General features: G+C 41.1%; 12 protein-coding genes. 9 read left to right on the forward strand and 3 right to left on the reverse strand.

The window, feature by feature from the left end; translation table 11 throughout:
* Positions 1-302: 302 nt before the first annotated feature.
* The 3 genes from IE080_RS04360 to msrC are packed head-to-tail and all read left to right on the forward strand — an operon-like array spanning position 303 to position 2603.
* A complete protein-coding gene (locus IE080_RS04360) occupies positions 303-1082 on the forward strand; it encodes a DUF4382 domain-containing protein (RefSeq protein WP_229800509.1) in 780 nt (259 codons plus the stop codon).
* A 3-nt stretch (positions 1083-1085) separates the two neighbouring features.
* Positions 1086-2111, forward strand: coding sequence for a bifunctional diaminohydroxyphosphoribosylaminopyrimidine deaminase/5-amino-6-(5-phosphoribosylamino)uracil reductase RibD (ribD, locus tag IE080_RS04365; RefSeq protein ID WP_189579232.1), 1026 nt, complete (start codon positions 1086-1088; stop codon positions 2109-2111).
* A gap of 3 nt (positions 2112-2114) precedes the next feature.
* A complete protein-coding gene (gene msrC / locus IE080_RS04370; protein WP_189579233.1) occupies positions 2115-2603 on the forward strand; it encodes a free L-methionine (R)-S-oxide reductase MsrC in 489 nt (162 codons plus the stop codon).
* A 451-nt stretch (positions 2604-3054) separates the two neighbouring features.
* Here msrC and IE080_RS04375 read toward each other — a convergent pair whose 3' ends face one another.
* Together IE080_RS04375 and IE080_RS04380 are read right to left on the reverse strand one after the other, a co-directional pair.
* Positions 3055-3528, reverse strand: coding sequence for a RidA family protein (locus tag IE080_RS04375; protein ID WP_189579234.1), 474 nt, complete (start codon positions 3526-3528; stop codon positions 3055-3057).
* 125 nt (positions 3529-3653) lie between these two features.
* The gene (locus IE080_RS04380; RefSeq protein WP_189579235.1) at positions 3654-5885 is read right to left on the reverse strand and encodes a T9SS C-terminal target domain-containing protein; all 2232 of its coding nucleotides are present in this window, start codon (positions 5883-5885) and stop codon (positions 3654-3656) included.
* Between the two features lie 155 nt (positions 5886-6040).
* Here IE080_RS04380 and IE080_RS04385 point away from each other — a divergent pair, with 155 nt between their 5' ends.
* From IE080_RS04385 to IE080_RS04395, 3 genes are all read left to right on the forward strand, one after another.
* Positions 6041-7204: an Lnb N-terminal periplasmic domain-containing protein gene (locus IE080_RS04385; RefSeq protein WP_189579236.1), complete on the forward strand. Its 1164-nt coding sequence runs from the start codon at positions 6041-6043 to the stop codon at positions 7202-7204.
* Positions 7205-7267: 63 nt separating this feature from the next.
* Positions 7268-9304, forward strand: a complete 2037-nt coding sequence (gene uvrB, locus IE080_RS04390; RefSeq protein ID WP_189579237.1) for an excinuclease ABC subunit UvrB — start codon at positions 7268-7270, stop codon at positions 9302-9304.
* A 39-nt stretch (positions 9305-9343) separates the two neighbouring features.
* Positions 9344-9982, forward strand: coding sequence for an AlbA family DNA-binding domain-containing protein (locus tag IE080_RS04395; RefSeq protein WP_189579238.1), 639 nt, complete (start codon positions 9344-9346; stop codon positions 9980-9982).
* A 37-nt stretch (positions 9983-10019) separates the two neighbouring features.
* Here IE080_RS04395 and IE080_RS04400 read toward each other — a convergent pair whose 3' ends face one another.
* Positions 10020-10931: a 1-aminocyclopropane-1-carboxylate deaminase/D-cysteine desulfhydrase gene (locus IE080_RS04400; RefSeq protein WP_189579239.1), complete on the reverse strand. Its 912-nt coding sequence runs from the start codon at positions 10929-10931 to the stop codon at positions 10020-10022.
* A gap of 57 nt (positions 10932-10988) precedes the next feature.
* On the opposite strand from IE080_RS04400, the gene IE080_RS04405 reads away from it, so the two are divergent.
* From IE080_RS04405 to IE080_RS04415, 3 genes are all read left to right on the forward strand, one after another.
* On the forward strand, positions 10989-12029 hold the full coding sequence (locus IE080_RS04405; protein WP_189579240.1) for an RluA family pseudouridine synthase: 1041 nt from the start codon (positions 10989-10991) through the stop codon (positions 12027-12029).
* A 409-nt stretch (positions 12030-12438) separates the two neighbouring features.
* Positions 12439-13686 carry an NAD(P)/FAD-dependent oxidoreductase gene (locus tag IE080_RS04410; RefSeq protein ID WP_189579241.1) on the forward strand — a complete coding sequence of 416 codons (1248 nt, stop codon included), beginning with the start codon at positions 12439-12441 and terminating at the stop codon, positions 13684-13686.
* Positions 13687-13777: 91 nt separating this feature from the next.
* Positions 13778-15088, forward strand: a complete 1311-nt coding sequence (locus tag IE080_RS04415) for an ATP-binding protein (protein ID WP_189579242.1) — start codon at positions 13778-13780, stop codon at positions 15086-15088.
* Positions 15089-15093: the final 5 nt, after the last annotated feature.

The following is a 15093-nucleotide window of genomic DNA, read 5'->3' on the forward strand; positions in this document are numbered from 1 at the left end:
CTCCATGTTTGCTTTGTGCCGAACTCTCCACCCCCGAGACAGGAGGGCTTGTCTGCCAATTTCAACACCCTACAGGATAACTCAACGGGACCTTTTGTCTTTGTTGATGATCCAAAGTTAATAAAGCGAATCATATTTTAAAATTATTTCAACAAAAAAACTGATTTTTTACAGTATTTTTATTTTTGTAGATTATTTGTTAGATATTCAGCAAATGCAGTCATTCAATCTACCTTACTATTGAAAAATCCGAAATGAGGAATAAATCCTGTAATCTTTCCTAACTTTACGGTGTGAAAAAGATGGTAATAATAGGCTTAATCGGGCTGTTTTTTGCTTGTACTAATGAAAGTGCCCGTAATCAAGCATTGATCAATGTGTTTTTGGTCGATGCACCGGGGGACTTTGATGCTGCTCTGATAGAAATTCTAGGAGTAGAGGTCAGCATATCAGGAGGGAGAACCGGTGAAAGTGTTCAGACATTTTTCTTACCAAATCTAGCAGGTAACCGACAAATCAATGTTTCTGCTTTGATTGGAGGGGAGCAGTTCTTAATCGGACGAGATGAAGTTCCTGTAGGTCAAATTATAGAAATGAAACTAATACTAGGAGAAAACAATCGTGTTCGAATTGATGGCGCCACTGAACCCTTGAGATTTGTATCGGCAGCATCTCAAGAACCAAGTATTCAAACCAACTTCTTATTGAGCGCTGGAATTTCTCATGATTTAATCATTGATTTTGATGTGCAGCGCTCCGTTACTGGGCAAAGAGGAAATGATTATTTCTTAGAACCAGTTATTAGGGCATTTTCTACCAGCAATACAGGAATCATCTCCGGCACCATAAGACCAGCTGGTCAACAGGCAGTATTATATGCTATCCAAAATAGAGACACCGTTACCAGTACCATTTCCAATTTAAGCAGTGGGCAGTTTCAATTAAGAGGCTTATCCGGCACGTACACTGTGGGTATTCTACCTTTTAACAATGAACTACGAAGAGACAGTTTGGTCAATATTGTAGTCACTCCCCAAACAGCCACCCAAGCAGGCAATATCAATCTTCAGCCAAGACAGTAAATGATGGAAAAAGACTTCGTGTACATGCAACGGGCTTTGGAACTTGCCGAACTTGGACGCGCAAGCGTAAGTCCTAATCCTATGGTAGGTTGCGTGATTGTGCATGAGGACCAAGTTATTGGTGAAGGATTTCATGAATACTATGGAGGGCCACATGCCGAACCAAATGCTGTGTTGCAAGTAAGTAATGCAGCTCTATTAAAGGAATCCACTGTTTACGTAACCCTTGAGCCTTGTGCACATTGGGGAAAAACACCGCCTTGTGCTAATCTTTTGATACAGCATCAGGTAAAAAAAGTGGTCATCGGAGCAGTTGACAGCAATCCTTTAGTAGGAGGAAAAGGCATTCAATTATTACGAGAAGCAGGAATAGAGGTCATCACCGGGGTTTTGGAATCAAAAGTTCGGGAGCAAAATAGGCGCTTCTTTACCTATATGGAGAAAAAAAGACCCTACATACTTCTTAAATGGGCCGAAACTGCTGATGGATTTATTGCCCGTACAAATTATGATTCCAAATGGATCAGTAATCCTTATAGCCGGCAGCTTGTCCATCAATGGCGCTCTGAAGAAGATGCGATCCTAGTCGGCAAAAACACTGTTATCTTTGACAACCCTTCACTAAATGTGCGGGATTGGGTTGGGAAAAATCCTACAAGAATCATCTTAGCATCTTCACTGGACTGGAATCACCCCTACCATGTTTTGGATGGTAGCATTCCCACTATCATCTTCAATCAAGAAAAAAATGGAGAAGAAGCCAATACTACATTTATAAAGGTTAAGGATTGCAAAGACATCTCTGACATCCTTCGACGACTACAAGAAAAGAAAATAGGATCCATCTTGATAGAAGGAGGAAGTCAGCTGCTTCATTCATTTATAGCACTTGATTTATGGGATGAAGCAAGAATCTTTCAAAGCACCCAAACTTTCGGCGACGGAATTCATGCACCGAAGCTTTCAGGAACCATCGCTCAGAAAATTGATGTTATGGGGGACAAACTTTCGATTTATTACAATCATTAATTTATGGCAGAGTCAATATACCTACCAACCAATGCAAGTAAGGCTGAAATCTATCAGGTAATCTTACCTCAAATTGAAGCCCTGATCACAGATGAATCAGACCTATATGCCAATCTTGCTAATGTAAGCGCAGTGCTTAGAGAAGCTTTTGGATTCTTTTGGGTAGGGTTTTATTTGGTAAAAAACGACCAATTGGTATTAGGGCCATTTCAGGGACCTTTAGCCTGCACTCGGATTAATTTTGGAAAAGGCGTTTGTGGTACAGCCTGGAAAGAAAAAAAGACGCAGCTTGTCCCTGATGTGGATGCTTTTCCTGGACATATTGCCTGTAGCAGTGCTTCCAAGTCCGAAATTGTAGTTCCCGGTCTCCACGGAGAAGATGTTTGGTGTGTCCTCGATGTAGATAGTGACCGATTGGATGATTTCGATGAAGTTGATCAACAATACCTCGAGCAATTGATGCAGCTATTGGACAAACAAACCATGAATTAAGATTCTGCTAAAAACCCCGAATAAAACAGATTGTTCATAACTTGTGCAAAAAACCTAAATATTTGTTGGTAAATTGTTGAAAAATTAGATGCTTATTTTTTGTTTTCTGACTAAAATTGTTCGAAATTTGATAACATCAAGTAAGAGATAATAAGGAGCTTAAAAACTCCGGTAGATTTGAAAAACTGGTGTAGATCAAGAAGGAATAAATTTCTTAGGAAGTTAAATCTGACAGGTAATGCTGAAATTCTGGAATCTATGATCGCTTTGAAAAAACAAGCCTTGCGGCCATCTAATGGACCGTTTCAGCCAGTGAAAATTTACCTCCGATTGGGTAACTGAAAGGACTTATGAACTGTAGCTTGACGTAGTTTGGCAAATTACGGTTTACCAGGTTACGAAACGGGAACATTTCGACTAGATTTGTTCCCGTTTTTGTTTTTTATAGAATTCAGATTAATGGCTCAATCTCAAACATAGCCTCAATCTCCACAGGAATATTATCGGGTAAGGAACCCATTCCTACGGCACTTCTTACGCCAATTCCATTCTCCTCCCCCCAAATAGTTGCAAATAACTCACTGCATCCATTAATTACATAAGGATGTCGTTCAAAGCCTTTCACGCAATTGACCATTCCTAATACTTTGATCACTCTCTTGACTTTATTTAATGAACCAATATTGGCCTTGATAGTAGACAGCATTGCCAAGCCAACTTGCCTGGCCGCTAACTTCCCCGCATCTATACTCATATCCTCTCCAATTCTTCCTACAATCAGAGAACCGTCTTCCTTCCAAGTCCCATGACCAGAGAGATACAAATGGTTACCAACAATTAAACAGGGCTTATATACTCCAATGGGTTTGGGAGGTGGTGGTAAAATCAAGCCTAATGATTCAAAATTCTCTTCTGCTGTACGCATAAACATTGGTTTTTAAGGAAATTTGGGTTTTAAGATTCACACTATGGATAACGCAAGAAGCAACTGATGGTTTTTTACCAAGTAACAAGCTATTGAATTAATCGAGGTGACTGCAGGCAATTTAATCAGTTTTTTAAAAGTTTAAAGCTTTTCACAGAATTATCAGGCCCCTGCAACCAGAAAAAATAGACTCCTTGCATCAGGTTTTTAAAAACTATAGACGCGTCAAAATCTCTCAAATACCCCTCATATAAAACTTTCCCTGTAACTTCTGAAACTTTCATGAAAATTCCACTTCTGTCCCAACCGGGTGGAACTTCAATCACCAATAATCCTTCCTTGTAGGGGTTTGGATAGTATACAATTGTAGATTCTTGAAAAGCCGCAGGAACCCCTTCAAGCCTAAATACATTTGAGAAGGTACTTACTCCATCAAGGTCCACTTGCTCCATTTGAAAAAATATTCTTTCATGGGGCAGCCTAAGTGAGTAGTTCCATTCGTATTCATTCACTGATAAGCCTTTGGCCTGTACCGTTCCAATACGTTCAAAAGCATTCACTCCACCAATGGATTTCCTAATATTGAAGTGCGAAGTATTTTTTTCATCCAAAGTCTCCCAAGTAAGCGTGACAACACCATCAGCCCAACGAGCGGATTGAGATTGCCAACGGAGAGGCAAGATGGAAAGCACACGGTAGCTGCCAATAGTAAATGTCTGATTATTCAACAGGCTGAAAGGCAACTCCCTCCTAGCCCAAAGCGTATCATTATCAATAGCAATTAAATTATTTCCAGGGGCCGCCTGCCCATTGCTGACTATCCTTAAGTCTTCCACTTGATCTACAATCAGATTTTCAGCCGACATACTGACGACCACACTCCCAGTACCACTCGAAAGCCCCGAAAGAGCAACATAGGAATTTAATTGATAAAGTATGGGTGTCCCGTCAGTGTCATTGAATCCAGGATCCCAATTTGCACCAGGGATCTCTAGGTATTGTAACTCCAAATTTCCACCAGGAGATTCTCCTACCAAACGAAATCGCCTAATTCCTCCTTGAAAAATATCCTTCAAAGGAAACGTGGCATTAGTTGGAGTGAGAATCGGAGGTAAATTCAGGTAAAACAAGCGGTGCAAATTTGCCCATATGCCTTCAAACTGCCGTAAGCCACCCGAAGCAGATTCATTTAGATATAAATCAGCTCCCTCAAAATCCATTACCCCTTCACGCATATATAAAAAGCGCTCGACGTAAAGATCACCTGAAAAACGCAGGCTTCCAGCTGTTTTGCTAAGTTCCAAGTCGAACAAACGCAGTTCTGTCCCTACCAATTGTTGCTGAGCATCTCCATAAAACTGAATATACCCAGCTCCATGCTGAGGAAAATCACCAGTCAACACTGCTAAATCCCCATCTAGGAAGATTGAGTCCTGTAGAATCTTTTGTGCTCCATTTTCAAATAATAGATTATGATAGTGCTTAGGAACCGTCGCATTACTCATGGTGTTGCGAAGCATGCGTTGCACCCCCGTACCAGCCGAATAGTACACATTCCCCTCCAATTGAAAAGTAACTACATCAATTAAAGGCTCATTGCCCAACAAAAACATGGAAGCCCCTGCCTTTAGGTGAAATAATGCCCCAGGAACAGAAGCTGAGCGTTGAATTATAGAAGCTAATGGGTCGGAACACTCAGAAACAAAGGTGGCACCTGACTCTACAATAAAATCTCCATAAGGACCCGCTCCATTAAAAATTGCTTGATTATTATAAGAAAAAGTGGAGCATGCAGGAATTCCTGCCGTGTTGACTGTTTGGAGGACTGTCCCCGATTGAATAATAAACTGATTGGCTTTAAATGCTGAATTGACTGTAAGCGTTTGACCTGGATCTGGGTCAAACACCACGGTATAGCGACTATTGGTGGTATTGGCAGACCAAGAAGCGCGATCCACCACAATCCTAGAAGCACCTTTGAACACCAACCTACCCGTCTCTGGATAAATCCAGTCCAGGGTAGCATTGGAAACTGTATTGATCGCAAAAAACTCTCCTATCTTCTGCATTCCCCGTAAAGACCCGTAAATATGCAATTCAAAAGATTGAAGGTTCAACTTTCGCCCAGGAGATGCAGCGCTGAACAAATAGACATGATGGGCTTCCTCTTGTTGCACCAGCCGCACTTCATGTCCTTGATCAATAAAAATGGAATTCCCCGCACCCGGTTTGACACTTGCCGCTATCCACGAAACCCCATCCCAAACCTCCCAGATGGCTATATCTTGATAGTCTCCTGAAGTAATCGTGCGGTAATCTCCAATAACTAAAGGAATCTGCGCATAGAGGCTTTGCAAATCAAGACCAAGGAGGACATAAAAAAATCCAAGAATCCTGTAAATTCGCAGGAAACATTTTCTCCGCACCTGATATGTCCTCTTTTGAAAAACCATTTTGCACCAGTAGAAAAGCGAATACTAAAGTTAAATCTTGCTTTTCCCTCTTGAAAAAAATGGTATTAACTTATTCGTTTATTTATTCGACTATTTTTAGCCTCCAAGCTCAGGATTACCAAGTCAGCTTACTGACTTGTGATCCGGGAGAGGAGATTTACACCACCTTTGGGCATAGTGCGATACGAGTGAAGGATACTATTTCGGGCGTGGACTTGGTGTACAATTACGGCACCTTCGATTTCGGAGCTCCTTATTTCTTGTTCAATTTTACCCGTCGAACTTTGGATTACATGCTCAGTGTAAGCACCTATGATCGGTTTTTATTTGAGTACAATTATTTTCAACGAAATGTACGGGAGCAGATTTTGGATTTGAATCCGGAGCAAACTGCCAAAATGGTGCAATTCTTGGAAATCAATCGGTTGCCAGAAAATAAATTTTACCGATACGATTTCTTTTATGACAATTGTGCTACACGGGTGAGGGATGTTTTGGAAACTGTTTTGGGAAATCAATTAGACTGGAATGAACCCAGCGAACCAGAGCGAAAAACATTCAGAAACCTGATTGACGAGTACGTGTATCCTCTTCCTTGGGCAGATTTTGGAATTGACCTTGCCTTGGGTGCAGTAATCGATGTGAATGCAACGGAGCGAGAAAAACAATTTTTACCAGACTATATGGAAGCTGCCTTCGCCCGCGCGCAAATCGTTGGTGATGGGCCAACCAGACCCTTGGTAAAAGAACAATTTGACGTACTTACCTTTGAACCGCAACCCTCTTCGCTCAACTTCTTTCAACCGTTTGTTCTTTGGTGGGTGTTGGCAATTTTCTTTATAGCCATCACCTTTATAGGATTCAAGAAAAAACGTCTTTTCAAAGGATTTGACATTGCTTATTTTGGAATATTGGGAATCCTTGGGATCGTGATTACACTCCTATGGTTTTTCACTTTCCATTCCCAAACTAAGTGGAACTGGAATATTCTATGGGCCTTCCCTGGACACCTTGTATTGGCTATTGCCATGCTCAAACAAACCTGGAAACCATGGGTGAAGAAATACTTATTGGTTATGTTGATCAGTACAAATCTAGCGTTGGTTTTCTGGGTATTGGGTTTTCAATCGTTCCACCCAAGCATTGTGCCTTTGCTCTTAATCAGTCTCCTGAGAAGCAATTACCTCTACTACAATCAGGAGAAATTTGCAATTCGGGGATAAATACAGGAAGTTCCCAAACTTTGACAGGGGGATTTGGTGTTATACACAATCTACCACTTATCTATGGAGTTCAACTTACAATCTGAATTTAAACCTACAGGGGACCAACCACAAGCTATCCGCCAATTAGCGGAAGGCGTGGACAATGGAGAGCCTGCGCAAGTACTTTTGGGAGTTACCGGTTCAGGTAAAACCTTTACGGTAGCCAACCTTATCCAGGAAACACAGCGCCCTACCCTAGTTTTGTGCCATAACAAAACCTTGGCTGCACAATTGTACGGGGAATTCAAGCAATTTTTCCCAGAAAACGCTGTGGAGTACTTCATTTCCTACTACGATTATTACCAACCTGAAGCATTTATCCCTACTTCAGGCACTTATATTGAAAAAGACCTTTCTATCAACGAAGAAATTGAAAAACTGCGTCTGAGTGCTACTTCAGCCTTGCTTTCCGGTAGAAGGGATGTGATTGTGGTAGCCTCCGTTTCCTGTATTTATGGTATTGGAAATCCTGATGAGTTTGGAAAAAATGTGATCCGACTACAAGAAGGAGACCGTATCCCGAGAAATCAGTTGTTGTTCAAATTAGTAGATATCCTCTACAGCCGAACCAATCAAGAGCTTACCCACGGAACTTTCCGGGTAAAGGGAGACACCGTAGATGTATTTGTTGCTTATGCTGATTTCGCCTACCGGATTTTCTTTTGGGGGGATGAGATTGAGGCAATTCAACGAATAGAACCCTCCACAGGGAAAAAAATTTCGGATGAAAAAATCATCTCGATCTTCCCAGCAAATCTATTTGTAACGGGGCGAGATACCATTGATCAAGCCATCAAAGAAATTCAGGATGATTTGGTCGCCCAAGTCTCATTTTTTGAAAGAGACCTGAAGTTTATCGAAGCCAAGCGTTTGAAAGAACGTACCGAGTTTGACTTAGAAATGATCCGGGAATTAGGCTACTGCTCGGGAGTAGAAAACTATTCACGCTACTTTGATAGAAGACAGCCGGGAACACGTCCATTCTGTTTGTTGGATTATTTCCCAGATGATTACTTATTGGTAATCGATGAAAGCCACGTGACTTTGCCACAGGTACGGGGTATGTGGGGTGGAGATAGAGCTAGAAAGGTAAATTTGGTGGATTATGGTTTCCGTTTACCTTCTGCTTTGGATAACCGACCACTGAATTTTGATGAATTTGAAAGTTTGACTAATCAGGTCATTTATGTGAGCGCAACCCCTGCTGATTACGAATTATCCAAAACAGAGGGAATTGTGGTAGAGCAGATTATCCGCCCAACGGGTTTGTTGGATCCAATTATAGAAGTTCGTCCAAGTGGAAATCAGATAGATGATTTGCTGGAAGAAATCGACCAAACCATCAAGGAAGGTGACCGCGTCTTGGTTACCACACTGACTAAACGCATGGCAGAAGAATTGCAAAAATTCTTGGAGCGGGCAGGAGTAAAATCCAGGTACATTCACTCTGAAGTGAAGCCTTTAGACAGGGTAGAAATCTTGAGAGAATTGAGGTTGGGAGTTTTCGATGTCTTGGTAGGAGTAAACTTGCTTAGGGAAGGACTTGACCTACCGGAAGTTTCTCTTGTAGCGATATTGGATGCGGATAAGGAAGGTTTTCTACGGAATGAACGAAGCTTGGTACAGACCATCGGCCGTGCCGCTCGAAATGAAAATGGCCGTGTAATCATGTATGCCGACAAAACCACGGATTCCATGCAAATGGCCATCGATGAAACCAAGCGTCGTAGGGGAATTCAGATGGCCTACAATGAAGAGCATGGCATCACTCCAACAACTGTTCGGAAGTCCAAAGAAAAAATCCTTGGCCAAACCAAAGTTGCCGATAGCAAGAAAAATGCAAAAGTCTACGAGGACCAAGTTGATGTGGAAGCCATGGTTGCCGCTGATCCGGTAGTGCAATATTTGAGTAAGGATAAGCTCGAGAAACTCATCACACAGACACAAAAGCAAATGGAAAAAGCTGCCAAGGAGTTGAACTTTATGGAAGCTGCCCGCTTGAGAGACGAGTGGCAAGGCCTCAAAAACAGGCTTGCAACGCTCGAAAGGAGTGTTTAATTGCTAAAAAACGCATAATGGTCATCAAAGCCATCACCTATGACCCTACAGGAAATCTACAAACTCGCCCAACAGGGAGAGGGTATCCGAACCGAGTTCAAAAAAAAGGCAGCTTTTCCCGAGAAGATTGCACGGGAAATTATTGCCTTAGCGAATACACAAGGGGGCTATTTGTTGATTGGAGTAGATGATGATGGCACCGTCAGCGGTCAGCGATTTATAGAAGAGGAAGTTTTTGTGATGGAAAAAGCCATTCGGGAATATATTTTCCCTGAATTGACCTACGAAGTCAGTATCCAAAAACTCAATCCCAAGAAGGGCATCGCTGTATTTTCCATTCCCATATCCGAAAACCGCCCTCATTACATGAAGGATGGAGAGCGAAAAAAGGCCTATGTACGGGTAAAGGATAGAAGCATACAGGCTAGCCGTGAAATGTGGGAAATTATCAAGCGTGGCAAAACCCCCAAAGACACCGTATTTACTTATGGAGAAAAGGAGACATTGCTGATGAAAGCCCTCGGCGAGCAAGAAAAAATCACCCTCCGCGAGTTCCAACGCATAGCCAAACTCCCCAAATTCCTAGCCTCCAAAACCCTCGTACGGTTAGTACTTGCTAACGTTCTTAAAATTCAACCCCAGGAAAGGGAGGATTATTTTGTATTGAATGAGGGGTGAATTTGTTCAAGAAAAAACTCAACAATCCCCTTCTCCCTCACCCCAAACTCACCCCTATCCGATCCTCAAATCCCTTCACTCCCTGCAATCCACCTGTTTGAACCGCTAAAATTTTGGAACCTGTTGGGATAGTACCTTTTTTAACTTCTCCCAAAACAGCTGCCATCATTTTCCCGGTATACACAGGGTCAAGCGGTAAACCATAGCTTTTCTTAAATTCCCGGATCAAGTCCAATAATTCATGATTCCATTTGGCGTATCCCCCGAAATGATAGTCCAACAGTATATCACAGCTTCCTTGAAACTTGATTTTATGCTTTTGAATGAGCTCATCTATTTCTTTAACCATAAAATCCCCTTTCAATGCGGATACCCCAAGTAACTTTTGATGACTTTGCAGGCTGGAGACCAACCCAGCAAATGTTCCACCAGTGCCAATGGCTGTAAAAATATGGGAGAATTGCTTGTCTTCAGAGGTTAGTATTTCAGCCGTTCCTTTGATCGCCAAAGCATTGGTTCCTCCTTCGGGAACTATGTAAACATCTCCAAAGGCATCTAGAAGCTCTTGGAGCATTTCGGGCCGTTGTTTGTTTCTATACTTACTTCTATCCCAGTAATGCAGCTGCATTCCTTTTTCTTGAGCAAAACGAAGAGTTGGATTAAGGGGACTTGATTGTTCTCCCCTGATGATGCCAATACTTTCCAGCCCTACCAAATGACAAGCTGCGGCAGTGGCATGAATATGATTGGAATAAGCGCCTCCAAACGTTAAGATACGGGAATAGCCTTGAGCAATCGCTTCTTGGAGGTTGTATTGCAATTTAAAAAACTTATTGCCCGACACATCCCCATGCACCAAATCGAGACGTTTAACTGTAAGTTCAATTCCTTTTTCCTGGAATAAAGGATGTTGGATAGACTGGTAAGGAATGTGTTGAGGGATTAACATGGATGCTTATTTCTTACAAATATCCAAAAACTTGGGAAATGCCCCTATTTTTGCAAGATGGAAGAAATTTTTGACGGAGAAAACCAGGAAGAAGAGGAGTTAGAGCTATTTGAGCACTATACATTTGTAGTGGATAAAGGGCAACAAGCCACTCGAATCGATAAGTTCTTAACCGAAAAGGTAGCGAATGCTACCAGAAACAAGGTTCAAACAGCCATTGACAATGAAAATATTTTAGTCAACGGGCAACCCACCAAAGCCAATTACAAGATCAAACCCTTGGATGAAATCAAGGTATTGTTTGAAAAGCCACCCAGAGATACTACGGTCATTCCAGAAAATATCGCGCTTGATATTTTATTCGAAGACGACCACTTATTAGTCGTCAACAAACCTGCGGGTATGGTAGCCCACCCAGCTCAAGGAAATTGGACAGGTACCTTGGTCAATGCGTTGGTCTATCATTTCAATCAACTCCCTACTATGCCAGGTAATTCCGGTAGGCCGGGATTGGTACATAGAATAGACAAGGACACATCGGGCTTGTTGGTAATTGCCAAATCAGAAGTTGCCATGACAGACTTGGCCCATCAGTTTTTTCACCACACCATTGAGCGAACGTATTTGGCTCTTGTGTGGGGGGAACCCGCTGAGGATGAAGGAACGGTTGATGCACATGTGGGCCGAAGTGCCAAAGACCGGAAAATAATGGATGCGTATCCCGATGGTAGTCAGGGCAAAAATGCCATCACTCATTGGAAGGTATTGAAGCGGTTGAGGTATGTTTCTTTGCTGCAATGCAATCTCGAAACAGGGCGAACCCATCAAATCCGTGCACATATGCGCTACTTAGGGCATCCCCTTTTTAATGATGCCATGTATGGGGGTGATAAAATCCGAAAAGGCACCCAGTTCTCCAAATACAAATCCTTTGTACAAAATTGCTTCGACGCCCTGCCGAGACAAGCGCTTCATGCCATGTCTCTAGGATTTATCCATCCCATCACCAAAGAAAAACTATATTTTGAAAGCCGTTTACCCGCAGATTTTCAGACAGTTTTGGAAAAATGGGAGCAATACGTGCATCATAATGATTAAAAACCCAATTAGGAAACTGAAAACCCGTTACCAAGTTTTCAAAATTGAAGTATCCGCAATCGATTACAGATACTAAACACTAAAAATAAACGCCCTAAAAATAAAAATACTGTAAATTTTCAGCTATTATTTTTCAATATTCCCAAAATATTGGATTCAGCATTATCTTTGTAACATCAAAAGCATGATACTGTGGAATGATGGCAGGTAAACCGAAGGATCGTTTCCTTCTTCCATAGCAGGTTATTTTGGGTTTATTGTTAATTGACTAAAGCTGTGAAATTCTATTTCACGGCTTTTTTTATGTCTTGATTTTTCTCATGATTCACAAACTCTCGCGTGTTCATCATTTTTCAAGCAAAAATTGCTGAAAAAATATGTACTTTTCACTGCTAATCTGACAGACCCCATGAAGCCAACCATCATTATCGGAGGAGGAATAATAGGCTTATTTACAGCTTACTACTTACAAAAATCAGGAATTCCGTCCATTATCATTGATAAGGGCGATATGCAGGACACTACCTCCACAGGAAATGCAGGCATGATTGTGCCAAGTCATATTATCCCTTTAGCAGCACCTGGCATGATTAGCAAAGGAATAGCCTGGATGTTTTCTTCTAAAAGCCCCTTTTATATTCATCCCAAATTGGACCGGAAGCTCCTCGAGTGGTCATGGCTTTTTTACCGCTCTGCCAATCAAAGACATGTAGAACGCTCCATCCCTTTCTTAAAAAACATCAGTTTGCTCAGTAAATCCCTTTATCAGGATTTCAGGCTGGAGCATCAAGCTTCAGCAGATTTACAACTGGAAGAAAAAGGACTAATGATGCTCTATCAAACAGCAGGGGTGGAAAAAGAAGAAATCGAGTTTGCACATCTAGCGCGTAAACATGGGCTGGAAGCGGAAATCTTATCCACTGCTGACATTGCATCTATAGAACCTAATCTGGAGGTCAATGCCAGGGGAGCAGTCTTATTCCCTGGAGATGCCCATCTATCACCAGCGGCGCTCTTTCACTATTTAAAAAACTACCTGAAAACAAAAGGAGTCACTTTTTATGCCAATCAAGAAGTATTGGGGTTTGAGAAAAAAGGAGGAAAAATCAGTTCAGTCATCACCGCCCATGGACCAATTGAAGGGGAGAAATTTATGTTTTGTGCGGGTGCTTGGTCTGCTTCCTTGGCCCAAATGCTTGGTTTCAACTTGCCGATGATGGGCGGAAAGGGTTATAGTTTCCTGCAGGAAAACAATCCTGAAATCAAGCAGGCTTCTATTTTAACAGAAATGAAGGTTGCCGTGAGTCCTTATGGAAATCAGGTGCGATTTGGCGGAACAATGGAAATTGCAGGCACCGATGAGCGGATCAACCTGAACCGAGTCAAAGGTATTTTTGAGTCCATCAATCGTTTTTACCCATCATTTCAGGCAAAATTCCCTGAAAAAGAACAAATCTGGAAAGGCTTACGTCCTTGTTCCCCTGATGGTGTTCCCTACATCGGGCAGGCACCAGGCTATGAAAATGCATGGTTTGGTACCGGACACGGGATGATGGGTATCAGCATGGCTCCAGCTACCGGAAAGATTTTGAGTGATTTACATCAAGGTGACCTTAGCTCGATGGATTTGAAAGCTTTTGAGGTGGGGAGGTTTTAAATGTGCTTAAATACTTTTTACTGTAGTTAATTTTACTGTAATTTGTATTACAGTAGTGAAAATTACAGTAAAATAACTTTATGCATCCTTTATGAGGTTTTACGATAGACAAAATGAACTTGCATATCTTTTAAAGCAGGAAAAGCGATCAATCACCAATGCTCAAATGACGCTTGTCATAGGTAGGAGAAGAATTGGAAAAACTTCATTGATTAAAAAAAGTATTGAAGGGAAAAAAGCCCTTTATTTTTTCATTGCAAAAAAGTCAGAAACATTATTGGTTCAGGAGTTTTCAGAACTAATCCGATCAAGTTTCGCTATTTCTTGGTATGGGGAATTAAAGTCGTTTAAAGACATATTCGCTTTACTGATGGACCATGCTGAAAAAGAAAATTTCACTTTAGTATTGGATGAATTTCAGGAATTCATGTCGATCAATCCGTCAATTTTTAGTGATATGCAGCATATTTGGGATAGCAAAAAAGATTCGGCAAAAATCAATTTATTGATCTGTGGTTCTATCTATTCTATCATGAAGAAGATTTTTGAGGATAAAAGAGAGCCCTTATTTGGAAGAATTACAGGCAAAATTCATTTAAAGCCATTTGGAACAGAAACAATCAAAGAGATTTTAAGGGAACACTACCCAAACTTCACCCAACAGGATCTTTTGGCATTTTTTACACTTACAGGAGGAGTAGCAAAGTATATAGAGACCTTTGTCGTGAACAATTCACTCAAGCAGGAGGAGATGCTTCAGGAAATTTTTAACTCTAATTCCACCTTGTTGGACGAGGGGAGAAACGTGCTTATTGAAGAATTTGGAAGGGACCACCATACTTATTTCTCCATTTTAAGTTTAATAGCATCATCCAAAACCTCAAGACCAGAAATCGAATCAATTTTAGAAAGCAGTGTAGGGGTATATTTAGAAAGACTTGAAAAAGAGTTCGGTATCATTAAGAGGATTACTCCGATATTTTCCAAATCAGGAAATAGAAGAATAAAATATAGAATTGAGGATAATTTTTTGAACTTTTGGTTTCGATTTATCTACAAATACAGGAGCATCGTCGAACTCGAGAATTATCAAATGATGCTTGATATAGTTACCAGAGATTTCGCAACCTTTTCTGGGTCTGCTTTAGAGAAGTATTTTTTACAACAGCTTAAAGAAAATCAGTTATTTACAGCTATTGGCACATACTGGGAAAAAACCAATGAAAATGAAATTGATTTCGTAGCCATCAATGAATTTGAAAAAAAACTGCTTATTGGAGAAGTCAAATTAAATAAGGCAAAATACAACGAAGCGGTATTAATTAGAAAAGCAAGTAAACTGACTCGTCAATACACTGACTATACGATAACATACAGATGCTTTTCTCCAGAAGATATGTGAAAAAA

Origin of the sequence: Mongoliitalea lutea (assembly GCF_014652135.1) — a bacterium.
GTDB lineage: Bacteria > Bacteroidota > Bacteroidia > Cytophagales > Cyclobacteriaceae > Mongoliitalea > Mongoliitalea lutea.